The following is a 23,891-nucleotide window of genomic DNA, read 5'->3' on the forward strand; positions in this document are numbered from 1 at the left end:
CTCCCCCGCAGGGGAGGAGGGAAGAGACGGCAGCCCTCAGGCGCCCGGTGCCACCGTCGCGTAGTTCGAGGCGTCGTTCTTCGGGCGGTCGCCCGCGAGGTTCTCGCCGGTGGACAGGTAGTGGATCGTCTCGGCGATGTTGGTGGTGTGGTCGCCGATGCGCTCGACGTTCTTGGCGCAGAACAGAAGATGCGTGCAGAACGAGATGTTGCGCGGGTCTTCCATCATGTAGGTCAGCAGTTCGCGGAACAGCGAGTTGTAGAGCGCGTCGATCTCGCCGTCCCGCTCCCACACGTTGTGGGCCGCGTTGACGTCGCGGCTGGCATAGGCGTCGAGCACGTCCTTGAGCTGCTCCTGGACGAGGTCGCTCATGTGCTGCACGCCGAGCACGATCTTCTGGGCCTGGGCCTGGTCGCTGATCGCGACGACGCGCTTGGCGATGTTCTTGGCGAGGTCGCCGATGCGCTCGAGGTCGCCCGAGACGCGGATCGCCGAGATCGTCTCGCGCAGGTCGATCGCCATCGGCTGGCGCCGGGCGATGAGCAGCACCGCGCGCTCCTCGATCTCGCGCTGCAGCGTGTCGAGGCGCTTGTCGGCGACGATCACCGCCTGGGCGAGCTGGGTGTCGCGGCGGACGAGCGCGTCGGTCGCCTCGGTCATCATCTTCTCGGCGACGCCGCCCATCTCGGAGATCGAGCGGCGCAGGTCTTCGAGGTCGGTGTCGTAGGACGTGACGATGTGGCCGGGCATGGGCGTGGGTCCTCGAACGATCCGGGTGCGGCTCAGCCGAAGCGGCCGGTGATGTAGTCCTGGGTCTGGCGCACCGTCGGGTTCATGAAGATGCGGTTGGTCGGGCCGACCTCGATGACCTCGCCGAGATACATGAAGGCGGTGAACTGCGAGATGCGGGCCGCCTGCTGCATGTTGTGCGTCACGATGACGATCGTGAACTCGCTGCGCAGCTGCTCGATCAGCTCCTCGATGCGGCCCGTCGAGATCGGGTCGAGGGCCGAGGTCGGCTCGTCGAACAGGATCACCTCCGGGCTCTGGGCCACCGTGCGGGCGATGCACAGGCGCTGCTGCTGGCCGCCGGAGAGGCCCATGCCGGACTGCTTGAGCTTGTCCTTCACCTCGTCCCACAGCGCGGACTTGCGCAGGGCCGATTCAACGCGGCCGTCGAGCTCGGACTTCGGCAGCTTCTCGTAGAGCCGCAGGCCGAAGGCGACATTGTCGTAGATCGACATCGGGAACGGCGTCGGCTTCTGGAACACCATGCCGATGCGCGAGCGCAGCTCGTTCAGGTCCACGCCGGAATCAAGGATGTTCTGGCCGTCGAGCAGCACCTGCCCCTCGGCGCGCTGCTCCGGGTACAGGCTGTAGATCCGGTTGAAGGTGCGCAGCAGGGTCGACTTCCCGCAGCCCGAGGGGCCGATCAGCGCGGTCACCTGCCGGTCGTGGAAGTCGAGGTTGATGTTCTTCAGGCTGTGGAACTGGCCGTAGTAGAAGTTCAGGGCCTGGGCGCTGATGCGGATCGGCGCGTGCTCGTCGGCCGGGTTGCGGCCGTCGAACCGGGTGGCGTTGATCGCGGGAGCGGCGTTCATCGTCGTGTTCCTCGTGGATGCCGGCGGCGGATCAGCGGGCGCGCTGCGGCTTGATGACGAAGCGGGCGACGACCGAGAGCAGCAGGATCGTCATGGTGATCAGGAGCGCGCCGGCCCAGGCGAGCTGCTGCCAGTTCGGGTAGGGCGAGAGGGCGAACTGGTAGATCATCACCGGCAGGTTCGCGACGCCGCCCATCAGGTCCGGGCTGAACCACGAGTTGTTGTTGAGCGCCGTGAACAGGAGCGGCGCGGTCTCGCCGGCGATGCGGGCCAGCGCGAGGATGATGCCGGTGACGATGCCGGCCGAGGCCGCCCGCCAGGTCACGCTGCGGATCACCGTCGACATCGGGGCGCCGAGCGCCACGCCGGCCTCGCGCAGCGTGCCGGGGACGAGGCGCAGCATGTCCTCGGTGGTGCGCACGATCACAGGGGTCGCGATGATCGCCAGCGCGACGCCGCCGGCCCAGCCGGAATAGGTCCCCATCGGCCGCACCATCAGGGTGTAGACGAACAGGCCGATCAGGATCGAGGGGGCCGAGAGCAGGATGTCGTTGAGGAAGCGGATCACCTCGGCGAGCTTCGAGCCGCGGCCGTACTCGGCGAGGTAGGTGCCGGCCATCAGCCCGATCGGCGTGGCGATGAGGATGCCGATGCCGGTGAGCACGAGGCTGCCGAGGATGGCGTTGGCGATGCCGCCGCCTTCCGAGCCGGGGCCGGGGGTCGGCTGGGTGAACAGCAGCGGCGAGAACCCGCGCGCCCCCTCGACGATGAGCATCAGCAGGATCGAGCCGAGGACGAAGGCGCCGAGCACGGTGGCCGCCAGGCAGGCGATCCGCAGCGTGCGGTCGGCGACCCGGCGGCTGCCGCGGATGCGGGCCGGCTTCAGGGCCGGCGCCGGACGGATCGTGTTGGGAGCGTCCATGGTGGGTCCCTCAGGCGACCTTGACGCGGCGCGTCAGGAAGCGGGCGATGATCAGGACGACGAAGGTGATCGCGAACAGGATGCAGCCGAGCGCCATCAGCGAGTTCAGCTGCAGGCCGTCGGCCTCGTTGAACTCGTTGGCGATGCGCGAGGCGATGGTCGAGCCGGGATCGAACACCGAGGCCGAGAGGCGGTTGGCGTTGCCGACCACGAAGGTCACCGCCATGGTCTCGCCGAGGGCGCGCCCGAGGCCGAGCATGATCGCGCCGATGATCGAGACCGAGGCCTGCGGCAGCAGCACGTGGCGGACCACCTCCCAGGTGGTGCAGCCGATGCCGTAGGCACTCTCGCGCAGGATCGTCGGGATCTGGTCGAGCATGTCGCGGGCGATTGAGGCCACGAACGGCACGATCATGATCGCCAGGATGATGCCGGCGGTGAGCACGCCGACGCCCGAGGGCACGCGGGCGTAGAACAGCGTGCCGACGATCGGCATGCCCTCGACCAGGTTCGACACCGGCATCTGCACGAATCGGGCGAAGAGCGGCGCGAAGATGAACAGGCCCCACATGCCGTAGATGATGCTGGGCACGGCGGCGAGCAGCTCGATCGTCATGCCGACGGGCTTGCGCGCCCAGCCGGGGCAGAGCTGCGTCAGGTAGATCGCGATGCCGAGCGAGATCGGCACGCCGATCACCAGGGCGAGCACCGCGGAGGCGAGCGTTCCGGTGACGGCGACCAGGGCGCCGTACTGCTCGGTGCCGATGTTCCAGGCGCTCGAGGTGAGGAAGCCGAAGCCGAACTCGCGGAAGGCGGGCCAGCCGCCGTAGAGAATCGAGCCGAGGATGCCGGCGAGCACCAGCAGCACCAGCAGGGCCGAACCGTAGGCGGCGGCGCGGAACAGGGCGTCGAGGCCCTTGCTCGGCCCCTTGCGCAGGCGTGCGCCCGAGGCGGCGCGCGTCACGGCGATCTGTTCAGTCAAGGCGGTCATCCGCGGTTCTTTTCACCGGCTGGCGTGGTAGCGCGCCGAACGGCCGGGCGCGAGGGCGGGGCCGGACGCGCGGGCGAGATCCGGCGAGGACGCTGCGCCCGCTCGGGGAACGGGCAGCCCTCGCGCTTCGCGCGGGCCGTCCGCTCGTCGCGATCGGCCGCGGGGCCGCGTGCGGCCCCGCGGGTTCGGCCTCACATGCCCAGGACGGGCTTTCCGTCCTTGCCCTTCACCTGCTTCCACTCCTCGTGGATCAGGCCGACGACGGCGTCCGGCAGCGGCACGTAGTCGAGGTCGGAGGCGAGCTTGTCGCCGTTCTTGTAGGCCCAGTCGAAGAACTTCAGCACGTCGGCGGACTTGGCCGGATCGGCGGCCTCCTTGTGGACGAGGATGAAGGTCGCCGCCGTGATCGGCCAGGCGTCGTCGCCGGCCTGGTCGGTGAGCGTGATGCCGAAGCCGGGCGCGCTCTTCCAGTCGGCGCTGGCGGCGGCCGCCTGGAACGCCTTGTCGTCCGGCTGCGGGAACTTGCCGGCCTTGTTGCGGATCAGCGCGTAGCTGAGCTTGTTCTGCTTGGCGTAGGCCGACTCGACGTAGCCGATGGCGTTCGGGACCTGCTTGACGGTGGCGGTAACGCCCTCGTTGCCCTTTCCGCCCTGGCCGGCGGGCCAGCTCACGGTGGTGGCGGCGCCGAACTCCTTCTTCCAGCCCTCGGAGACCTGGCTGAGATAGGTGGTGAAGATGTTCGTCGTGCCCGAGGCGTCCGAGCGGTAGACCGGGGTAATGTTCGCGTCGGGGAGCTTCAGCCCCTCGTTGAGCGCGGCGATCTTCGGGTCCGACCACTTGGTGATCTTGTTGGCGTAGATGTCGGCGATCACGTCGCCGGTGAGCTTGAGCTTGCCCGGCTCGACGCCGGGGATGTTCACGACGGCGACGACGCCGCCCATCACGGTCGGGAACTGGACGAGGCCGTCCTTCTCCAGGGCGGGGCCCTTCAGCGGCGCGTCGGTGGCGCCGAAATCGACCGTCTTGGCCTGGATCTGCTTGATGCCGCCGCCAGAGCCGATCGACTGGTAGTTCAGGCCGGTGCCGCTGTCCTTGCGGTAGGCTTCCGCCCACTTGGAATAGACCGGGAACGGGAAGGTCGCACCGGCGCCGGTGATGTCGGCGGCGAGCGCCGGAAAGGCGAGCTGCGCCGTCGCGAGGCCGAGGGCGAGCGCGTAGGTGAAGGGTTTCACATCGATCTCCGTCATCCGTCGAGCGTGCCGGGCAGCGCGATCCGCGCGTTCGCATTGGCGCGGGCCACCCGGCGACCCGGCGGCCGCGGCCGCATCGCTCGACACCGCCGCCGTTAGGGCATGCAGATGACAGCCGCATGACACGGCGCAACCAGGGCTTAAGGCGAGCGCGAACGCGGACGGCGAATGCTGTGGCGATGGCACGCTTTACGGTGTTGGCGCGTTCTCATTGCGATCCGGGCCCTGTCGCGAGCATCCCGCCGCGGCTCGCCGGATCGGAAGGTCGATCCCGTGTCCCACGATTCGCCTGCTGCGCCGACGCGTGCGCCGCTCCCCGACGACCACGCCTACCAGGCGCTCCACGCCGAGCGCGAGGCCCTGGAGCGCGACCTGGCGCTGGCGAAGGCACGGCAGAACTTCAGCACGGAGCCGGGCGAGGCCGAGCGGGCCCGCGTTGACGAGGCGTCGATGCTGATGAGCCTCGACCGGGTGCTGACGCGCATCCGCGCGGCCGAATACCAGCGTCGCCCGGGCGCCCGCCGCTGGTAGCCTGACTCGGCTGGGTCCCGCGCTCGCGGCGATCGGGCGAACCTCGCCACTCCGCCCCACGATGGACGGGTCGTCCCCCGCGGCGAGCCGCGTGCGGGCGGCCTCCCAGCCTCAGGCGCTGCGGCGGCGGTCGCGCTCCTTCTGGCGCATGCGCAGCAGGAGGTCGACCTGGGAATCGGGGATCGGCTGCTTGTCGACGCTGCCCTCGTAGACGGTGCGCAGGGTCTGGCCGAGATGATGGGTGTCGACGCTGGCGCCGTTGCGATGCGACGCGAGGACTTCGAACTTGGCTGCAGCCTGATGCATGGTCCCCCCCGGAACATGGAAGCGCCGGCGTCCGCGAATCGGTTTCGCCACCGGATCCCAACAGTGTCGGTCCGGATGGTTAAGGAGGGATTAACCTTAACCGACCGTTCTGCGCGCTCATCGGTATCCGATCCTAGACCGCCGCGCCTTCGAGCAGGCGGGCGGCGGCGGCGCGGGCCTCGTCGGTGACGGTGGCGCCGGCGAGCATGCGGGCGATCTCCTCGCGGCGGGCCGCGACGGGGAGCGAGGCGACGCGGGTGGCGACGCGGCCAGCCCCCTTCACCGCGTCCTTGGCGATCAGGAAATGCGTGCCGGCGCGCGCCGCGACCTGGGGCGCGTGCGTCACCGCCACCACCTGCACGTCCTGCGACAGCCGCGCCAGCCGCGCGCCGATCGCGTCGGCGACCGCGCCGCCCACGCCGGTGTCGATCTCGTCGAAGATCAGCGTCGGCGCCGAGCCCTTGTCGGCGAGCACCACCTTGAGGGCGAGCATGAAGCGGGACAGCTCGCCGCCGGACGCCACCTTCATCATCGGGCCGGCCTTGGTGCCGGGATTGGTCTGCGCCCAGAACGCGACCCGGTCGATGCCGGCGGCGTCGCGCGATTCGGGATCGGTGACGATCTCGGTGATGAACCGGGCGCGCTCGAGCTTCAGCGGGGGCAGCTCGGCCTGCACGGCGGCGTCGAGCGCCTTCGCCGCGCGCCGACGCCCCGCGCTGAGCTTCTCGGAGGCCTTGGCGTAGGCCGATTCGGCCGTTTGCAGCGTCGCCTCCAGGCCGGCGAGCGCCTCCTCGCCGGCATCGATCGCGGCGACGTCCGCCTCGTAGCGCTCGCGCAGGGCGGCGAGGTCGTCGGCGGCGACGTCGTACTTGCGCGAGGCCGCGCGCAGGGCGAACAGCCGCTCCTCGACCCGCTCCAGCTCGCGCGGGTCGAACTCGGCCTCGGCCACCGCCGCGTCGAGGACGGCGCGGGCCTCGTCGAGGGCGACGAGGGCGGCGTCGAGCGCCGCGACGCAGGGCTCGACAAGCGCCGGCAGCTGCGCCGCCCGGCGCTCGAGCTTGCGGATCGCCGAGGAGAGCTGCGGCACGCTCGAATGCGAGCCGCCGACGGCGGCGAGCGCGTCGTTCAGCTCGCGCGCGACCTTCTCGCTCTGCTGCATCACGGTGCGGCGCTCGGCCAGGGTCGCCTCCTCGCCGGGCTTCGGATCGAGGGCTGCCAGCTCCTCGACCGCGTGGCGCAGGAAGTCGGCTTCCCGGCGCGCGGTCTCCACGCGGGTGCGATGCTCGGCCAGCGTCGTGCGGGCGACCCGGACGGTCTTGGCCGCTTTCGCGACCGCGTCGAGCGGGCCGCTCAGGCCGCCGAAGGCGTCGAGGATGGCGCGGTGCGTGGTGACGTCGGCGAGCGCGCGGTCGTCGTGCTGGCCATGGATCTCGACCAGGGCCGCGCCGATCGCGCGCAGAACCTGCACGCCGACGGGCTGGTCGTTGACGAAGGCGCGGGTGCGCCCGTCGGCCATCTGCGTGCGCCGCAGGATCAGGTCGCCCTCGGTGTCGATCTCCGATTCCGCGGCGATCCGCCGGGCGGGATGGTCGAGGCCGACGTCGAACACCGCGGTGATGCCGCCCTGCGCCTCGCCGTGGCGCACGAGGGAGCCGTCGCCGCGCCCGCCCAGCGCCAGGCTGAACGCGTCGAGCAGGATCGACTTGCCCGCGCCGGTCTCGCCGGTGAGCACGCTGAGCCCGCCGGAGAAGTTCAGGTCGAGCCGGTCGATCAGGACGATGTCGCGGATCGCGAGCTGCACCAGCATGCCGCGCCTTCGAGCCTCCGGGGCGCCGGCCGTCGTCCGGCCGGGCAACCCAAACTTAAGGGAAATACGAAGCCGTCATGTAGGCCGATGCCGGGCCGACCGCACCCCCGAAATGCGAAACGGGCGGAGCCGAAGCCCCGCCCGCGAGTCGCGTCCGGTCGTGATGCGCGGGCGGCCTACTGGGCGGCGGCCGTGCGGCCCATCACCGAGGAGTAGATCTTGCTGAGGAACGAGCTCTTCTCCTCGCGCGGCTCGAGGCCGCCGTTCTGCAGGAGGGCGTGCGCGTCCTTGTACCAGGGACTGTCGGGGAAGTTGTGCCCGAGCACGGCGGCCGAGTTCTGCGCCTCGGCGGTGATGCCGAGCGCCATGTAGGCCTCGGTCAGCCGCTCCAGCGCCTCCTCGGCGTGACGCGTCGTCTGATACTTGCTCACCACGTCGCGGAAGCGGTTGATCGCGGCAGGGAAGTTGCGGCGCTCGAGGTAGTAGCGCCCGACCTCCATCTCCTTGCCGGCGAGCTGGTCGCGGGTGATCTGAATCTTGGCCTTGGCGTCGGTCGAGTATTCCGAGGTCGGATACTTCTGGACGAGCTCCTGCAGGGCGACGAGCGCCTTCTCGGACCGGTCCTGGTCGCGGGTGACGTCGGGGATTTGCTTGTACTGCGACATCGCCATCAGGTACTGGGCGTAGGCCGCGTCCTTGCTCGCCGGGTGCCGCTGCAGGTAGCGCTTCGAGGCGGTGATCGCATCGTCGTACTTCTGGCCCTCGTAGTTCGCGTAGGCCGTCATCAGCAGCGCGCGGCGCGACCAGTCGGAATAGGCGTACTGCTTGTCGAGCGAGTCGAACTTCTTGACGGCGCCCTCGTAGTCGCTGTCTTCCATCTTTGCCAAGCCTTCGCTGTAGAGCTTGTCGGCCGGCGTATCCTGCACGACCTCGGGCTTGTACTTGTCGGCGAACAGGTTGGTCGGGTCGAGCGCGTCGCAGCCGCCGAGACCGAGGCCGAAGGCGGTGATGAGCACGGCCGCCGCCGCTCCGCGGGTCCGAAGGGTGACAGGCATTGGCGGTTCTTCCCCCGAACGGGCGCGTCCTGCGTCGCAGCGCGCCGTTGAGCCATCATGACGTCGTGTCGGCGCCGGCACTCTACCGGGTCCGAGGTGCCACCGCATCCCGGACTGCCGCGCTCTTCACGGACGATTCACCGTGGCGCCAGATTCGGGCATGAAAGCGGCGGTTCCACGCCCCCGCAGATCGGCGGGCGGCTGTGTCTTGCAGGCCACATAGCCCGCGGGCGGCAGGCGGTTTGCCGGAGAGATCTCAGAGGTCGCCGGCGAAGGCGGCGATGCCGAGGCCGGCGCCGAACTCGGCGAGCGCGGTCTCGCGGCGGGTGCCCTGGGCCTCGACGATCGCGTAGTTCGCACGGTCGGCGAACAGGGCTTCGAGGATGCCGACGTTCATGCGGTGACCGCCGCAATAGGAGCGGTAGGCGCCCTGGAGCGGCAGCCCGGCGAGCGCGAGGTCGCCGACCGCGTCGAGGAACTTGTGCCGGACGAACTCGTCGGCGAAGCGCAGGCCTTCCGGGTTGACCACGTCGGTCTCGCCGACAGCGACGGTGTTCTCGAGGGAGGCGCCGAGGGCGAAGCCCGCCTTCCAGTAGCGCTCCACGTCCTTCATCATGCCGAAGGTGCGGGCGGGGGCGATCTCGCGGCGGTAGGCGGCGGCGGTGAGGTCCATCGCCTTGCGCGAGCGGCCGATCACCGGGCTTTCGAAATCGATCTCGACGTCGAGGCGGAAGCCCCGGTCGATCGGGCGCAGCTCGGCGAAGGCGGTGCCCGCCTCGATGCGGACGTGGCGCAGCACCTTGATCCAGCGGCGGGCGGTGCCGGTCTGCGCGATGCCGACCGCGTCGATCGCCTTGACGAAGGGGAGCGCGCTTCCGTCGAGGATCGGCATTTCCGGTCCGTCGATCTCGACCAGCGCGTTGTCGACGCCCAGGCCGTAGAAGGCGGACATCAGGTGCTCGATCGTGGCGACCGCACCGGATTCGACGTCGCCGATCACGGTGCAGAGCTCGGTCGCGGAAACGCAGGCGTGGTGGGCCTTGATCAGACGGTCGTTGCCGGAGGCCATTCCGGTGCGGAGGAAAGCGATGCCGTGGTTCGCGGAAGCCGGGCGCAGCGTGATCGCAACCGGGTTTCCGGAATGGACGCCGATGCCGCTCAGCACGGTCGCGCCCTTGAGGGTTGTTTGTTGGTTCGTCCGCATTCCTTAGCCCTCGGCCGCGATCCGGCCACGCCACCCCGCATTTCGCGTGGTGACGACGCCTTCCGATCCGTCCGCTGCTTGAAGCCCCTGCGTGCGGCGTCGGTCCGAAAACCGCGCCGCTATTCGTTGGTCCGAGATTTTTATAGCTGCGGCGCACAGCACGGCCAAATCACGCTTTCTTACGCTGTGTTACAGACACGCTTGCGCCGCGATCTCGGGAATATCGTTCCAGTGCAACATGTTAACGAATGGTTAACAAGCCCTCTACAACCGCGGCGCGCTGTGTCTTCGAGGCACCATGACCGGGTCCGAGGCCGCGCGACGGGACCGGAAACGGCGCCCGGAACGACGAAAGAACCCGCCGGCCCTCGCGGAGCGGCGGATCCATGCTGCGGTGCGACAGGCGCCCGGGCGGCATCCCGGCCGGGCGGCGAATCGCGCGAATAAGTCCCGCGGGCCTTCGCCCGCGGGGTCTCGGTGAGCGTCGGATCAGTTGGCCTGCCGGCGGAGGAAGGCCGGGATCTCGAGCTGGTCGTCGTCCATCATCCGCGGCTGGGGCGCCATGCGGCCCTGCGCGTCGAGGTTGCCCTGCGCCGGGCGGTAGGTCGGGGCGACCGGAGCCTGGACCCGCGGGGCCGGCGGCATCGGGGCCTGGACCTGCGGCTGGGCGCGGGGCGCCGGCGCCGGCTCGGCTTCCTCGCGGCGGCCGCCGAAGCCGACGGTCGCGAGGCGGCGGAGCAGGCTGGTGCGCTTGGTGTCGCCCTGGTTGTCGACCGGCTCGCCGCGGCTGGCGGCGATCTGGGTCTGGGCGATCGGCGGCAGCTCGTGGATCTGCGGCATCCGCGGGGCGCGGGCGAGCGGGGCGGCGACGGGAGCTGCCGGGCGCGGCGGCATGAACGGGCCGGCATGGTGCTGGGCGACCGGCTCGGGGGCCGGCGCCGGGGCCGGCACGAACGGGGCGGCGGCGCGGGGCTGGGACTGGGTCAGCATGATATCGTCGCGCATCACCGGAGCCGCCTCGATGCGGGGCTCGGCGTGCTGCACCGGCTCGGGGGCCGGGCGCGCGGGCTGGACGGGGGCCGGCTGAGCCTGCGTCACGGCCGGCTCGGCCGCGGCGCGAAAGCTCGGGGCGTTCTGGGCGGCGCGCGAGCGGGCCTCGGAGCGCAGGCGCTCGGCGACCTCGGCGATGCGCTGCTCGGTCTCGGCGATCTCCTTGTTGTTCGGCGAGTTGGCCGAGATCAGCGCCGGCTCGATCCCGGTGGCGACGACCGAGACGCGGATGATGCCGTCGAGGCTCTCGTCGAAGGTCGCGCCGAGGATGATGTTGGCTTCCTGGTCGACCTCCTCGCGGATGCGGGTGGCGGCCTCGTCGAGCTCGTACAGGGTCAGGTCGGCGCCGCCGGTGATCGAGATCAGCAGGCCGCGGGCGCCCTTCATCGAGACGTCGTCGAGGAGCGGGTTGGCGATCGCGGCCTCGGCCGCGCGGCTGGCGCGCTTCTCGCCGGACGCCTCGCCGGTGCCCATCATCGCCTTACCCATGCCGCGCATGATCGCGCGCACGTCGGCGAAGTCGAGGTTGATCAGGCCTTCCTTGACCATCAGGTCGGTAATGCAGGCGACGCCCGAGTAGAGCACTTGGTCGGCCATCGCGAAGGCGTCGGCGAAGGTGGTCTTCTCGTTGGCGACCCGGAACAGGTTCTGGTTCGGGATCACGATCAGCGTGTCGACGGCCGCCTGCAGCTCCTGGATGCCGGCTTCCGCCGTGCGCATGCGGCGCAGGCCCTCGAACTGGAACGGCTTCGTCACGACGCCGACGGTGAGGATGCCCATGTCGCGGGCGGCGCGGGCGATGACGGGGGCCGCGCCGGTGCCGGTGCCGCCGCCCATGCCGGCGGTGATGAAGCACATGTGCGCGCCCGAGAGCTGGTCGCGGATCTCGTCGATCACCTCGTCGGCGGCGGCCGAGCCGACCTCGGGGTGGGAGCCGGCGCCGAGGCCCTGCGTCACGCCCAGCCCCATCTGGATCACGCGCTCGGCCTTCGACGAGGTCAGCGCCTGGGCGTCGGTGTTGGCCACGACGAACTCGCAGCCGAGCAGACCCGACTCGATCATGTTGTTGACGGCGTTGCCGCCGGCGCCGCCGACACCGAACACGGTGATGCGGGGCTTGAGTTCGCGGATGTCAGGCGCCTGGAGAGAGATGGCCATGGTGTCGAGCCCTTCGTGACCTTTAACGCGTTGTCCGGAGCGCCTCCGTGGAGGAAGCGCCGATTCGTCGAGGCCGGGCGCGAGAGGGCGCCCGGGAAAACGCCTAGAAACCCTGCTTCAGCCACTCGTAGACGCGGCCGATGTAACCGTCGGTGCCGGTGCCGGCGAAGGCGCGCTGCCCCCGCGGCTCGAAGTGCTCGGCATGCGCCACCTGCGGGTAGACCAGCAGGCCGACCGCGGCCGAGAAGGCCGGACCCTTGGCCGCCTCGGGCAGGCCGCGGATGCCGAGCGGGCGCCCGATCCGGACCTGGCCCTGCATCACCCGGCGGGTGACCTCGGGCAGGCCGACGAGCTGGCTCGCGCCGCCCGTGAGCACGACCCGGCGCCCCGCCTGGGCGGCGAAGCCGGCCGCGCGCAGGCGGTCGCGGACGAGCTCGACCACCTCCTCGACGCGCGGCTTGATGATCCGCACCAGCTGCGAGCGCGGAACGTGGTTCGGGGTCTCGCCCTCGTCCTCGCCGACGCCGTGGACGGCGATCATGTCGCGCTCGTCCGACGGGGTGGCGATGGCCGAGCCGTAGAGCGTCTTCAGCCGCTCGGCCGCCGCGACCCGGGTCGAGAGCCCGCGGGCGATGTCCATGGTGACGTGGTGGCCGCCGACCGCGATCGCGTCGGTGTGGACGAGATGCCCCCCGGAGAACACGCCGAAGCTCGTGGTGCCGCCGCCCATGTCGACGACGCAGACGCCCATCTCGGCCTCGTCGTCGACCAGCGCCGAGAGGCCGGCGGCGTAGGGGGTCGCGATCACCGCCTCGACGCCGAGATGGCAGTGCTCGATCGCGAGCATGACGTTGCGGGCGGCCGCGGCTTCCGCCGTGACGACGTGGAGGTCGACCCCGAGCGCCTCGCCGATCATCCCCGAGGGGTCGATCACCGCGCCCTGGCCGTCGAGGGCGTAGCCGGTCGGCAGCGCGTGCAGCACGGCGCGGCCGGGGCTGACGCCGTGGGCGCTCGCGGTCTCCAGCACGCGCTCCACGTCGGCGCCGGTGACGGTGCCGGTGCGGACGTTGACCCGCGCCTGGAAATGCTGCGAGGCGAGGCGCCCGCCGCTCATGTTGACGATGACCGACTGGACCTCGACCTTGGCCATCCGCTCGGCGGCGTGCACCGCCTGGCGGATCGCGCCCTCGGCGGCCTCGAGGTCGACGATCGCGCCGCCCTTCAGCCCGTGCGAGCGCTGGTGGCCGATGCCGATGATGCGGGCGAGGTGCGTCCGGCCCTTCAGCGTGGTGAGGGCTTCGGCCGGCTGCAGCTCGGCGATGAGGCAGACGACCTTGCTGGTGCCGATGTCGAGCACCGACAGCGTGGTGCTGCGGCGCGCCGAGAGCGGCTTCAGGCGGGGCGTCAGGCCGTGTTGGGAATGCATCAGCGCTTACCGACGAAGGACGGGGAACGGGCGGGGCGGCGGGTGGACCGGACTGCGCTCACGTCGCGGTCCCCTTCTTCGTCTTCTTCTGCGCCTCGGCCCGGGCGGCCGCGGCCTCCTCGGTGAGGCGGACCACGACCCGGTCGGGCATCCGCAGATCGACCGCGATGATGTCCTTCTCCAGCAGGCGGTTGGCGCGCTCGAGCTCGACCAGCCGGGCCAGCGCGGCTCCGGGCTCGATTTCCGGCAGGCGGATGTCGACGCCGTCGAGCTTCAGGGTCCAGCGCCGGCCGGAGACGTAGGTGCCGGCGCGGATGCGGTCGGCGAGCGGGCCGGCCGCGGCGACCAGGGCGAGGTACTCGCCGAGCTTGGTGTTGGCGTCGTCGCCGACGACCAGCGGCAGGCTCGCGTAGCGGTCGTCGCGCATCGTATCGATGATCGTGCCGTCGGCGGCGATGACGCTGATCTCGCCGTTCATCTGCCACAGGGCGGCGGGCTCGCGCTCGACCTGGTTGATGACGATCTCGCGGGGATAGATCTTGCGCACCGAGACGGAGGCGATCAGCGGCACCCGGAGCAGGCGGGCGCGCACCTCGGCGACGTCGAGGAAGGGGACGGACGAGCGCCAGTCGATGCCGGCGGCGGCGAGCACCTCGCGCTCGTACATCCGCGAGATGCCCGAGATGGTGACGCGCTCGACGCCGAAGCCGGCGACGCGGGCGAGGATGTCGAGGGGGCGGCCGTTCTCGATGACGAAGGCGTCGTAGCGGCCGCTGGCGACGAAGCCGGCGAGCGCCAGCGCCCCGAAGGCCGTGCTGAGGCCGAGGGCGCCGATGCCGCGCGGCAGGCGCTCGGCCATCGACGGCCCGGGCCGGCCGCGGCGCATCGAGTCGGACCGGCGCAGGAAGCGCGGAAGCCGGGCGAGGACGCCGCCGACGAGGCGCGCGGCTGGACCGGTCGCGCCGGGAAACCCAGCGGGGCTCAGCGGCCCAGAGACGCGTCCTCCACCATCCATCGCACGAACTCACCGAAACGATACCCAGCATGGGCGGCCATGTCCGGCACAAGGCTGGTCTGGGTCATGCCGGGTTGCGTGTTGACCTCCAGGACGACGAGGGCACCGGTTCCACCCGGTGTGTCGTCGTAGCGAAGGTCGGCACGGCTGACGCCCCGGCAGCCCAGTGCTTGATGCGCCGTTAACGACAACTCTTGGACACGCTGGTAAACATTTGGTTTAAGTTCGGCCGGCAGGACGTGGATCGAGCCTCCCGGCGCGTACTTCGCGTCGTAGTCGTACCACCCCCCCGAGGCGGCCTTGATCTCGATCACGCCGAGGGCCCGGTCGCCCATCACCGCGCAGGTGAGCTCGCGGCCCGCAACGTAAGTCTCCACAAGGACTTCCTCCCCGAACGCCCATTCGTCCGAGGCCAGGATCTGGGGCGGATACGAGCGCCCGTCGCGGACGATGATCACGCCCATCGAGGAACCTTCGGAGACCGGCTTGACGACGTAGGGCGGGGCGATCGGGTGTGACTTCGCGGCATCATGCCGGTTAACGACCAGCCCTTCCGGGACGCTGACGCCGGCCGCCCGCATCACCACCTTGGCCCGCTCCTTGTGCATGGCGAGCGCGGAAGCGAGCACGCCCGAATGCGTGTAGGGAATGCGCAGGATCTCGAGCAGGCCCTGGATCGTGCCGTCCTCGCCCGCCGGCCCGTGCAGCGCGTTGAAGGCCGCATCGGGCCGAAGCTCGGTCAGCACCGATGCGATGTCGGCCCCGACGTCGACGCGGGTGACGCGATAGCCCTCTCCCTCCAGCGCGTCGGCGCAGGCGGTACCCGAATTCAGCGAGACCTCGCGCTCGGAGGAGGTGCCGCCCATCAGGACGGCGACGTGCTTGGACATGGAGGGCTCCGGGGCGCGTGTCGAAGGGGGACGAACGGGCGGCCGGCGCCCGTGTTCAGATAGCCTCTTGCCCAGCCCACGCTGTTTGCGAACGCGGACTAGGGGTCAAAGGTCACGATAGGCCTTCCCGTCTTCGGGACCTGCCCACTCGGAAAAGGTGCCGAACGGATCGCCGGTCAGCGTAGGCGTCGATCTGTCGACGGAGATTCCGATCCGCTTGATCTCCCAGTGCAGTTCGACCCCGCTGGTCTCGCGCACCCGCCGGCGCACCTCCTCGCCCAAGCCCTCGATGTCCGCGGCCGTGGCGCGGTCGCGATTGATCAGGAAGTTGCAGTGCATCTCGGAGACCTGCGCGCCGCCCCGCGTCAGGCCGCGGCAGCCGGCGGCGTCGACGAGCTGCCACGCCTTGCCGCCCGGCGGGTTCTTGAAGGTCGAGCCGCCGGTGCGCTCGCGGATCGGCTGCGCGGCTTCCCGCGCCGCGGTCACCCGCGCCATCTCCGCCTCGATCGCCGCGCGCTCGCCGGGGCGGCCGCGGAACAGGGCGCTCGTGAAGATCACGTCGTCGGGCGCCGCCGCATGGCGGTAGGTGAAGCCCATCTCGGCATGGCCGAAGCGGCGGAGCGCGCCGCGCCGGTCGACCCCGCGCGCCTCGAGGAGCACGTCGGTGGTCTCGCCGCCATGGGCGCCGGCGTTCATGCGCAGGGCGCCGCCGACCGAGCCCGGGATGCCGCGGAAGAAGGCGAGCCCGTCGAGCGACGCTTCGGCCGCCGCCTTCGCCAGGCGCATGTCGGGCACGGCGGTGCCGGCCTGCAGGCGGTCGCCGTCGACCTCCACCGCTCCGAACGCCTTGCCGCCGAGCCGGATCGTCACGCCGGGAATGCCGCCGTCGCGCACGATCAGGTTCGAGCCGAGCCCGATCACCGTCACCGGGATCTCGGGATCGAGACCGGCCAGGAGGTGGGCGAGATCCTCCTCGTCGGCCGGCGTGAACAGCACCTGCGCCGGGCCGCCGACGCGGAACCAGGTCAGGTCGGACAGCGCCGCGTTCACCAGCAGCCGCCCCCGCAGGGCCGGCGCGGCGGCGCGGATCGCCGGCGTGATGTCGGGGAAGGTGGTCATCGGTTCGCTCCCCCTCTCCCCGCACGCGGGGAGAGGGCTTCGTCGACCCCGTCGTCGACGAAGCGAGGCGGCAGCCGAGGGTGAGGGGGCGGGGTCAGGACGGGTGCGTCCGGCGACGTCCCCTCACCATCGCCCTTCGGGCTAGCCACGCCGACGACGAGGTCGTCGCGGCCCTCTCCCCGCGTGCGGGGAGAGGGGGGGAGCGCGCTGAAGATCGTATCGAGAACGACTGACGGGCTGCTCATGATCTCCGCGTTCCAAAACCGCAGGACGCGGTAGCCCAGATCGGCCAGCCATGCATCGCGAGCGCGGTCGTAGGCATTGTCGGCGTGCTGGCTGCCATCGATCTCGATGATCAGCTTCGCCTCACGGCAGCAGAAATCGGCCACGTAGCGGCCGATGCTCTCCTGCCGAACGAACTTGAACCCGGCCAGCCGCCGATCGCGCAAGCGATACCACAGCGCCCGTTCGGCCTCGGTCTGCCGCTGCCGAAGGCGCCGCCGAAATGCCGTGCGCTCGCTGTCGGCCGGGCTCATTCGAGCTCACCCCTTGAACGCCGCCAGCTCCGCCGGCAGCGCGTAGGCCCATTGCGTGATGTTGCCGGCGCCGAGGCAGACGACGTAGTCGCCCTCGGTCGCGTGCGCGGCCACGATCCCGGCGAGGTCTTCCGGGCGCTCGAGCGCCTGCGCGTCGCGGTGACCGCGGGAGCGCAGGCCGGCGACGAGGCCGTCGCGGTCGATGCCCTCGATCGGCGCCTCGCCCGCCGCGTAGACGGGGGCGACGATGACCGTGTCGGCATCGTTGAAGCAGGTGCAGAAATCGTCGAACAGCGAGGCGAGGCGCGAGTAGCGGTGCGGCTGCACGATCGCGATCACCTTCGCGTCGGTGGAGGCGCGGGCGGCCTTGAGCACCGCCTTGATCTCCACCGGATGGTGCCCGTAATCGTCGAAGATCTGGGCGCCGTTCCATTCGCCGGTGCGGGTGAAGCGGCGCTTGACGCCGCCGAACCCGGCCAGCGCCTTGCGGATCGCGTCCGCCGGCACGCCGAGCTCGTGCGCGACGGCCAGCGCCGCGGTGGCATTGAGCGCGTTGTGCTTGCCCGGCATCGGCAGGACGAGGTCCTCCATCTCCATGCGGAAGCCCGGACGCCGGTCGCGGATCATCACGCGGAAGCGGCTCTGACCGCCGCGCAGGTCCACGTCGATGAGGCGCACGTCGGCCTGCGGGTTCTCGCCGTAGGTGATGATGCGGCGGTCCTCGATGTGGCCGACGAGGTCCTGGACGACGGGATGGTCGATGCACATCACCGCGAAGCCGTAGAACGGGATGTTGTCGATGAAGCGCCGGAAGGCGTCCTTGACCGCGTCGAACGAGCCGAAATGGTCGAGATGCTCCGGGTCGATGTTGGTGACGATGGCGACGTCGGCCGGCAGCTTCAGGAAGGTGCCGTCGGATTCGTCGGCCTCCACCACCATCCATTCGCCCTCGCCCATGCGGGCGTTGGTGCCATAGGCGTTGATGATGCCGCCGTTGATCACCGTCGGGTCCATGTTGCCGGCGTCGAGCAGCGTCGCGACGAGGGAGGTCGTCGTGGTCTTGCCGTGGGTGCCGGCGATGGCGACGCAGGACTTGAAGCGCATCAGCTCGGCCAGCATCTCGGCCCGGCGCACCACCGGCAGCCGGGCCTCGCGCGCGGCCATCAACTCGGGGTTGTCGCGCTGGATCGCGGTCGAGACGACCACGAGGCCGGCATTCTCGACGTTGGCGGCGGCATGGCCGACGAAGGTCCTCATGCCCTTGTCGGCCAGCCGCCGCACGTTGGCGTTGTCCGATGCGTCGGAGCCCTGCACCGTGTAGCCGAGGTTGTGCATCACCTCGGCGATGCCGGACATGCCGATGCCGCCGATGCCGATGAAGTGGATGGGACCGAGCTTGTCGGGCAGCTTCATGGGAGGAACCGTTCGATGACGGGACTGCGCGGAGGCATGCGTCCCGGAAGAATCAGGTGCGGGCGGCCGTGTCGACGACCACCGCGGCGAGCCGCTCGGCGGCGTCGTGGATGCCGGCGCTTTTCGCGGCTTGTGCCGCCGCGGTCAATTTCTCGGGATTCGCGAACGCGTCGACCAGCTCCGCGGTGAGCCGGTCCGGCGTGAACGCGGTCTGCGCGACGGCCAGGGCCGCGCCGATCTTGGCCAGCGTCGCGGCGTTGGCGGCCTGGTCCTGGTCGAGCGCCCCGGGCAGCGGCACCAGGATCGACGGCCGGCCGATGGCGGCGAGCTCCGAGACCGTCGAGGCGCCCGAGCGGGCGACCACGAGGTGGCTCGCCGCCATTCGCCCCGGCAGGTCCTTGAAGAACGGCGCCGCCTCAATGCCGGCGAGCCCCATGGCGAGGTAGTCGTTCTGCACCGCCGTCAGGTCCTCGGGGCGGACCTGCTGCACGAGGTGGAGGCGGGCCCGCAGGTCGGCCGGAAGCTGCGCCAGGGCTTTCGGCACGACCTCGCCCATCACCCGCGCGCCCTGGCTTCCGCCGAAGACGAGGAGGTGCAGGGCGTCCGCCGGCCCGAGCGGCGGATAGGCGACCTTCGCGGCCTCGATCACCGCCGGGCGCAACGGGTTGCCGGTGTGGACGCGGGGGGCACGCGCCTTGTCGGGGACGCCGCGGACCTCCTTGAAGCCGGTGGCGATGGTGCGGGCGCCGCGCGCCAGGAAGGCGTTGGCCCGCCCCATCACCGCGTTCTGCTCGTGGATGATCGTCGGCACGCGCAGGATCTGGCCGGCGAGCATCGGCGGCACGGTCGGGTAGCCGCCGAAGCCGACGATCGCCGCCGGGTTGATGCGCTTGACCGCCTTGGCCGCCTCCGCGAAGCCGCGGCCCAGCGTCAGCACCGCGCCGGCCCGGCGCAGCATCGAGCGGCCGGACGGGGTCGCCGAGGTGATGGTGACGATCTCGGAGGCCGGGAAGCCGCCGCTGATCGAGTCGACCCGCGCGTCGGTGGCGAGCACCACGCGGATGCCCCGCGCCCGCAGCGCGTGGGCGAGGCTCTCGGCCGGGAACAGGTGGCCGCCGGTGCCGCCGGCGCAGAGCAGGATGGTCGGCGTGAACACCGTCACCGCATGACTCCGGCGACGGTGGCCGGCGCGGTGCCGGGCGGCTTCTGGCTCAGCATCGTGGTGCGCGGGCGCTTGCGGGTGAGCGCCACGAGGAAGCCCATGCCGAGCGCGAGCGAGATCAGCGACGAGCCGCCGTAGGAGACGAACGGCAGCGTCATGCCCTTGGCCGGCATGAGCTGGGTGTTCACCGCCATGTTGATGCAGGCCTGGAGGCCGAAGAGCGTGATCAGACCGGTGATGGCGAGCCTCGAGAAGGTGTCGTCGGTGCGGCGCGCGAGCTTGAGCCCGCGCAGCACGATGTAGGCGAACAAAGCGACGAGGCAGAGGCAGACCAGCACGCCGAACTCCTCGCCGGTCACCGAGAAGATGAAGTCGGTATGGGCGTCGGGCAGGTGGCGCTTGGCGATCCCCTCCCCCGGGCCGGTGCCGAACCAGCCGCCGGAGCGGAACGATTCCTGCGACCAGAAGGTCTGGAAGCTGTCGCCCGAATCCTTGTCGAGGAAGCGGTTGAAGCGCTCGCGGACGTGGTGGAAGAAGGTGTAGGCGGCGAACACCCCGGTCAGGCCGAGCACGCCGAGCACCGCCACCCAGATCAGGTGCAGGCCGGCGACGAAGAACAGCGCGCACCACACCAGCGTGATCAGCATCGTCTGGCCGAAATCGGGCTGCAGCAGCAGCGGCACGATGGTGATCGGCAGGAGCAGGATCGCGAGGAAGCCGCCCGGCATGTCGCGGCGCTGCGCGCCCTCCGAGAACGCCCAGGCGGCGACCACGACGAAGGCGGGCTTGACGAACTCCGAGGGCTGCAGGCCGAACGAGCCGAACTGGATCCAGCGGTGGGCGCCCTTGATCTCCGGCCCGAACTTGCCGGCGAGGAGGCACAGCGCGACGCCCGCGAGCCAGGTGCCGAGCGCCAGCCGGCGGATGCCGCGCAAGCTCAGGAACGAGACCGCGCAGATCAGCAGGATCGTCGGCGCGAGGTACATCGCCTGGCGGTTGAGAAAGTAGAAGGTCGGCAGGCCGATGCGCTCGGCCACCGGCGGCCCGCCGCCCATCAGGAAGACTAGCCCGGCGACCATCAGGGCGGCGAGCGCCGCGAGCAGGCCGCGGTCGACCGTCCACCACCAGTCGGTCAGGGGCGTGCGTTCCGCGCGGGAGATCATGGGCGTGCGACGGCCTTGCGAGCGGTCGCGCAGGGGCACGCGACGGTCGAGAGCGATCCTGTCCGCGAATGGTAAACGCATCCTTGCGAAACCGCGCCGGAGCCGCCGCCCGTCCCGTCAACCCCCGGCGCCTCCTCGCCGATCGGTCGCGCCACGGTCGACCGAATACGAAATCTTAACAGCAAAAACGCAATCTTGGATTGTGTTCACTTCGGCATCGCATTGCGAAGATGCCGCGCCGGGACGATCCGCCCATGTTCGCTGCACGCAAGACTGTCGAAGCCGCCGCCAAGCTTGCCGCCCTCGACCGCGTGCAGGGGGTGATCGAGTTCGACCTCTCGGGCCGCATCCTCGACGCCAACGCGAATTTTCTCGCAGCTGTGGGCTACAGCCTGCCCGAGCTGGTCGGGCAGCCGCATGCGATGCTGGTCGATCCGCAGTACCGGGACTCGGCGGAGTACAAGGCGTTCTGGGATCGTCTCCGCAGCGGCGCGTTCAGCGCGGGCCAGTTCCGGCGGATGGCGAAGGGCGGCCGCGACATCTGGATCGAGGCCTCCTACAACCCGATGATCGGGCGTGACGGCAAGCCCTACAAGGTGGTGAAGTTCGCCACCGACATCACGCGGCAGAAGGCCGAGGATGCCGACCGGGCCGGCCAGATCGCGGCGATCGACAAGGCGCAAGGGGTGATCGCCTTCGATCTCGACGGCACCATCCTCGAGGCCAACGCGAACTTCCTCGCCGTGGTGGGCTACGACCTCTCCGAGGTCCGCGGCCGCCCGCACAGCATGTTCGTCGAGCCGGCCTACGGGCAGAGCGCGGACTACGCGGCGTTCTGGGCGGCGCTGAAGCGCGGCGAGTACCAGGCGGCGCAGTACAAGCGCATCGCGAAGGGCGGCCGCGAGGTCTGGATCCAGGCGACCTACAACCCGATCTTCGACGCCTCGAACCGCCCCTACAAGGTCGTGAAGCTCGCCACCGACATCACCGATCAGGTCATGCTGCTGGCCAACCTCCGCAGGCTGATCGAGCGCAACTTCTCCGAGATCGACCAGGCGATCACCCGCTCGGCGGACGGGTCGGGCGCGGCATTCGCGGCCGCGGAGACGACGTCGGGCAACGTGGCGACGATGGCGGCGGCGGCGGAGGAACTGGCCGCCTCCGTCGCCGAGATCTCCCAGAGCATGGGATATTCGCGCGGCGCGACCGACGCCGCCTTCGAGCGGGTCCAGGCGGCCGGCGGGTTCACCCAGCGCCTCTCGGAGGCTGCCGGGTCGATGAGCGGCATCGTCGGGCTGATCCAGTCGATCGCCGCGCAGATCAACCTGCTCGCGCTCAACGCCACCATCGAGGCGGCGCGTGCCGGAGAAGCCGGACGCGGCTTCGCGGTCGTCGCGAGCGAGGTCAAGAACCTCGCCAACCAGGCCGCCCGTGCGACGGAGCAGATCGGCGCCGAGATCAACGGCCTGCAGGGCCTGTCGAGCGAGGTGGTCGGCGCCCTCGATTCGATCAGCGGCTCGGTCGACATCATGCGCGAGAACGTCGTCGCGACGGCGAGCGCGGTCGAGGAGCAGAGCATCGTCACGCGCGACCTGTCGCAGAGCATGCAGGCCGCGGCCCAGGCCGTCGCGGCGATCACGGCCAACATCAGCACGATCTCGGGCTCGGTGACGGAGGTCTCCGTCGCGGTGGCGACGACGCGCGAAGCGGCTCGCGTGCTCGCCCGGTAGGGAGACGTCCGGCGCGGGGCTCGCCCGCCGGCGCCGGCGTCCGGCCGTTCAGGGCAGCGCGCGCACCAGCTCGCGAAACACGTCGCCGCGCTGCTCGAAGCTGCGGAACTGGTCGTAGGAGGCGCAGGCCGGCGAGAGCAGCACCACCGGCTCGGGCGCGCCCGAGGCCGCCGCGCCCTCTGCCGCCGCCCGGACGGCGACGTCCAGGGTCTCGCAGCGGGTGTAGGGCACGGCGCCTTCCAGCGTCGCGGCGAAGGCGTCGGAGGCGGCGCCGATCAGGTAGGCGTGCGCGATGCGCTCGAAATACGGGACCAGCGGGAAGATGCCGCCGTCCTTCGCCTTGCCGCCGAGGATCCAGTGGATGTCGCGGAAGGCGGTGAGCGCCTTCTCGGTGGAATCGGCGTTGGTCGCCTTGGAATCGTTGACGAACAGCACGCCGCCGTGGACCCGGACCTCCTCCATCCGGTGCGGCAGGCCGGGAAAGCTCGCGAGCCCGGCCTGGATGTCGTCGGGCGAGAGCTCGAGCGCGCGGGCGACCGCGACCGCCACGGCCGCGTTCTGCCAGTTGTGCGCGCCGCGCAGCGACCGGATCGCGGACACGTCGGCGATCGGCGCACCATCACGGTCCGCGATCACCCCGTCGCGGACGGTGACGGCGTCGGCGGTGAGCGCCGCGTCGCGGGGCACGTGGATGCGGGTGAGCCGGTCGCCGCCCCGTTCCGCGAACCGGTCCGCGATGGCGCGGCTCGGCCCGTCGTCGACGCCGACGACCGCGCGGTCCGAGCCCTGGATCAGCCGCTCCTTGATCGCGGCGTATTGCGCGAAGGTGCCGTGGCGGTCGAGGTGATCGGGGGTGATGTTGAGGAGCACGCCGACGCTCGGATCGAGCGAGGGCGTCAGGTCGATCTGGAACGAGGACAGCTCGACGACGTGGATGCGGTCGGGCGCCGGGGGCGCCAGCGACAGGATCGCGGTGCCGATGTTGCCGCCCATCTGCACGTCGCGCCCGGCCGCGCGCAGGATGTGCGCGATCAGCGCCGTGGTGGTCGACTTGCCGTTGGTGCCGGTGATCGCGACGAACGGCGCGCCCGGCGCGACCGCGCGCCGCTCCCGGCAGAACAGCTCGATGTCGCCGACGATCTCGATGCCGGCCGCCTTGGCGAGCGCGACCGTCCAGTGCGGCACCGGATGGGTCAGCGGCACGCCGGGCGAGAGGATCAGCGCCGCGAAGCCCGACCAGTCGGCCGCGCGCAGGTCCGCGGTCTCGATCCCCTGGGCGGCGGCCCTGGCGACGCCCTCGGCGTTGTCGTCCATGGCGATCACGCGGGCGCCGCCTTCCTTCAGGGCGAGCGCGGTGGCGAGGCCGGAGGCGCCGAGCCCGAACAGAGCGACAGCGCGGCCGGCGTAGGTTGTGGCTGGGGTCATCGGAAACTCGGAACAGGTCGGCAATCGGGGTTGTCCCGCCCCTCCCCCCTCATCCTGGGGTGCCCGCGTCGGCGAGCCTCGAAGGCGACATCCAGAACACATGGCGGTCGCTGGAGGACTCCTTCGAGGCGCCCGCT

The 23,891-nt window shown here is 70.8% G+C and carries 21 protein-coding genes; 2 read left to right on the top strand and 19 right to left on the bottom strand.

The features are described from left to right. Positions 1-36: 36 nt before the first annotated feature. From phoU to pstS, 5 genes are all read right to left on the bottom strand, one after another. A complete protein-coding gene (gene phoU, locus ACFZ8E_RS22070) occupies positions 37-750 on the bottom strand; it encodes a phosphate signaling complex protein PhoU (RefSeq protein ID WP_147728561.1) in 714 nt (237 codons plus the stop codon). Between the two features lie 32 nt (positions 751-782). Next, the gene (gene pstB, locus ACFZ8E_RS22075) at positions 783-1,601 is read right to left on the bottom strand and encodes a phosphate ABC transporter ATP-binding protein PstB (protein ID WP_147728562.1); all 819 of its coding nucleotides are present in this window, start codon (positions 1,599-1,601) and stop codon (positions 783-785) included. Positions 1,602-1,632: 31 nt separating this feature from the next. Continuing rightward, positions 1,633-2,523, bottom strand: a complete 891-nt coding sequence (pstA, locus tag ACFZ8E_RS22080) for a phosphate ABC transporter permease PstA (RefSeq protein ID WP_147843377.1) — start codon at positions 2,521-2,523, stop codon at positions 1,633-1,635. 10 nt (positions 2,524-2,533) lie between these two features. Beyond that, positions 2,534-3,514: a phosphate ABC transporter permease subunit PstC gene (gene pstC, locus ACFZ8E_RS22085; RefSeq protein ID WP_147728564.1), complete on the bottom strand. Its 981-nt coding sequence runs from the start codon at positions 3,512-3,514 to the stop codon at positions 2,534-2,536. A gap of 191 nt (positions 3,515-3,705) precedes the next feature. Beyond that, positions 3,706-4,746, bottom strand: a complete 1,041-nt coding sequence (gene pstS, locus ACFZ8E_RS22090; RefSeq protein WP_147728115.1) for a phosphate ABC transporter substrate-binding protein PstS — start codon at positions 4,744-4,746, stop codon at positions 3,706-3,708. A 291-nt stretch (positions 4,747-5,037) separates the two neighbouring features. Here pstS and ACFZ8E_RS22095 point away from each other — a divergent pair, with 291 nt between their 5' ends. Beyond that, positions 5,038-5,295 carry a hypothetical protein gene (locus ACFZ8E_RS22095; RefSeq protein ID WP_405043789.1) on the top strand — a complete coding sequence of 86 codons (258 nt, stop codon included), beginning with the start codon at positions 5,038-5,040 and terminating at the stop codon, positions 5,293-5,295. Positions 5,296-5,406: 111 nt separating this feature from the next. Here the strand turns inward: ACFZ8E_RS22095 and ACFZ8E_RS22100 are convergent, their stop codons facing one another. The 13 genes from ACFZ8E_RS22100 to ACFZ8E_RS22160 form a co-directional block, all read right to left on the bottom strand. After that, on the bottom strand, positions 5,407-5,601 hold the full coding sequence (locus ACFZ8E_RS22100; RefSeq protein ID WP_147728113.1) for a hypothetical protein: 195 nt from the start codon (positions 5,599-5,601) through the stop codon (positions 5,407-5,409). Positions 5,602-5,734: 133 nt separating this feature from the next. Next, the gene (gene recN, locus ACFZ8E_RS22105) at positions 5,735-7,408 is read right to left on the bottom strand and encodes a DNA repair protein RecN (protein WP_405043790.1); all 1,674 of its coding nucleotides are present in this window, start codon (positions 7,406-7,408) and stop codon (positions 5,735-5,737) included. A gap of 176 nt (positions 7,409-7,584) precedes the next feature. After that, on the bottom strand, positions 7,585-8,463 hold the full coding sequence (locus tag ACFZ8E_RS22110) for an outer membrane protein assembly factor BamD (RefSeq protein WP_147728111.1): 879 nt from the start codon (positions 8,461-8,463) through the stop codon (positions 7,585-7,587). 256 nt (positions 8,464-8,719) lie between these two features. Beyond that, complete coding sequence (gene lpxC, locus ACFZ8E_RS22115) at positions 8,720-9,667, bottom strand: UDP-3-O-acyl-N-acetylglucosamine deacetylase (protein ID WP_147728110.1); 948 nt, start codon at positions 9,665-9,667, stop codon at positions 8,720-8,722. A 489-nt stretch (positions 9,668-10,156) separates the two neighbouring features. Continuing rightward, positions 10,157-11,875: a cell division protein FtsZ gene (gene ftsZ, locus ACFZ8E_RS22120; RefSeq protein ID WP_243933164.1), complete on the bottom strand. Its 1,719-nt coding sequence runs from the start codon at positions 11,873-11,875 to the stop codon at positions 10,157-10,159. A gap of 103 nt (positions 11,876-11,978) precedes the next feature. After that, positions 11,979-13,301: a cell division protein FtsA gene (ftsA, locus tag ACFZ8E_RS22125; protein WP_147729212.1), complete on the bottom strand. Its 1,323-nt coding sequence runs from the start codon at positions 13,299-13,301 to the stop codon at positions 11,979-11,981. A 58-nt stretch (positions 13,302-13,359) separates the two neighbouring features. Further along, a complete protein-coding gene (locus ACFZ8E_RS22130; RefSeq protein ID WP_147858990.1) occupies positions 13,360-14,316 on the bottom strand; it encodes a cell division protein FtsQ/DivIB in 957 nt (318 codons plus the stop codon). Then, on the bottom strand, positions 14,283-15,206 hold the full coding sequence (locus ACFZ8E_RS22135) for a D-alanine--D-alanine ligase (protein ID WP_405043791.1): 924 nt from the start codon (positions 15,204-15,206) through the stop codon (positions 14,283-14,285). Before ACFZ8E_RS22135 ends, ACFZ8E_RS22130 begins: the two co-directional genes overlap by 34 nt. Positions 15,207-15,311: 105 nt before the next feature. Further along, positions 15,312-16,325, bottom strand: a complete 1,014-nt coding sequence (gene murB / locus ACFZ8E_RS22140) for a UDP-N-acetylmuramate dehydrogenase (protein ID WP_405043792.1) — start codon at positions 16,323-16,325, stop codon at positions 15,312-15,314. Continuing rightward, positions 16,322-16,861: an endonuclease domain-containing protein gene (locus ACFZ8E_RS22145; protein ID WP_405043793.1), complete on the bottom strand. Its 540-nt coding sequence runs from the start codon at positions 16,859-16,861 to the stop codon at positions 16,322-16,324. Before ACFZ8E_RS22145 ends, murB begins: the two co-directional genes overlap by 4 nt. Before the next feature lie 6 nt (positions 16,862-16,867). Then, positions 16,868-18,274: a UDP-N-acetylmuramate--L-alanine ligase gene (gene murC / locus ACFZ8E_RS22150; protein WP_147727666.1), complete on the bottom strand. Its 1,407-nt coding sequence runs from the start codon at positions 18,272-18,274 to the stop codon at positions 16,868-16,870. A 52-nt stretch (positions 18,275-18,326) separates the two neighbouring features. After that, entirely contained in the window at positions 18,327-19,436 is a 1,110-nt protein-coding gene (gene murG / locus ACFZ8E_RS22155; protein WP_405043794.1) for an undecaprenyldiphospho-muramoylpentapeptide beta-N-acetylglucosaminyltransferase, read from the bottom strand. Further along, positions 19,433-20,599, bottom strand: a complete 1,167-nt coding sequence (locus tag ACFZ8E_RS22160) for an FtsW/RodA/SpoVE family cell cycle protein (protein WP_147727664.1) — start codon at positions 20,597-20,599, stop codon at positions 19,433-19,435. Before ACFZ8E_RS22160 ends, murG begins: the two co-directional genes overlap by 4 nt. 254 nt (positions 20,600-20,853) lie before the next feature. Here ACFZ8E_RS22160 and ACFZ8E_RS22165 point away from each other — a divergent pair, with 254 nt between their 5' ends. Then, positions 20,854-22,329 (top strand): PAS domain-containing methyl-accepting chemotaxis protein, encoded by a 1,476-nt coding sequence (locus tag ACFZ8E_RS22165; RefSeq protein WP_243988601.1) that lies wholly within the window; start codon positions 20,854-20,856, stop codon positions 22,327-22,329. 48 nt (positions 22,330-22,377) lie between these two features. Here ACFZ8E_RS22165 and murD read toward each other — a convergent pair whose 3' ends face one another. Next, the gene (murD, locus tag ACFZ8E_RS22170; protein WP_147844244.1) at positions 22,378-23,754 is read right to left on the bottom strand and encodes a UDP-N-acetylmuramoyl-L-alanine--D-glutamate ligase; all 1,377 of its coding nucleotides are present in this window, start codon (positions 23,752-23,754) and stop codon (positions 22,378-22,380) included. Positions 23,755-23,891: the final 137 nt, after the last annotated feature.

It is taken from the genome of Methylobacterium sp. HMF5984 (genome assembly GCF_045033435.1).
GTDB lineage: Bacteria > Pseudomonadota > Alphaproteobacteria > Rhizobiales > Beijerinckiaceae > Methylobacterium.